This is a genomic window from Shewanella sp. SG44-2 (genome assembly GCF_014164215.1).
Lineage (GTDB): Bacteria > Pseudomonadota > Gammaproteobacteria > Enterobacterales > Shewanellaceae > Shewanella > Shewanella frigidimarina.
Genome location: NZ_JACJEU010000118.1, coordinates 1 through 236, shown reverse-complemented (window position 1 = coordinate 236; position 236 = coordinate 1). Strand labels below are relative to the sequence as shown.

Sequence of the window (236 nt, the reverse complement as noted above, 5' to 3'; positions counted from 1 at the left end):
CGATGTTGATGTCACCGCGCAAGTGATTGATATCGCCGGTAACCCATCTGCGACTGCTACCGACAACCAGCCTGTGGACAATGTTGCCGCACCTGCACCCACCGTTGAATTCAGCGGCATGGGCAGCGATGGTATCTTCAACAGCGATGAGATCGGCAGCGACGGCACTGTGACCGCCACCGTCACCCTAGCGACTGGCACCCAAGTTGGCGACACCTTGATTGTCACTGACGGCA

Annotated in this window: 1 protein-coding gene; it reads left to right on the top strand. The window is 58.1% G+C overall.

Going from position 1 to position 236, the window contains the following annotated elements:
• Positions 1-236, top strand: a 236-nt coding sequence (locus H5181_RS20520) for a hypothetical protein (protein ID WP_182751902.1), incomplete at both ends; no start/stop codon positions are given.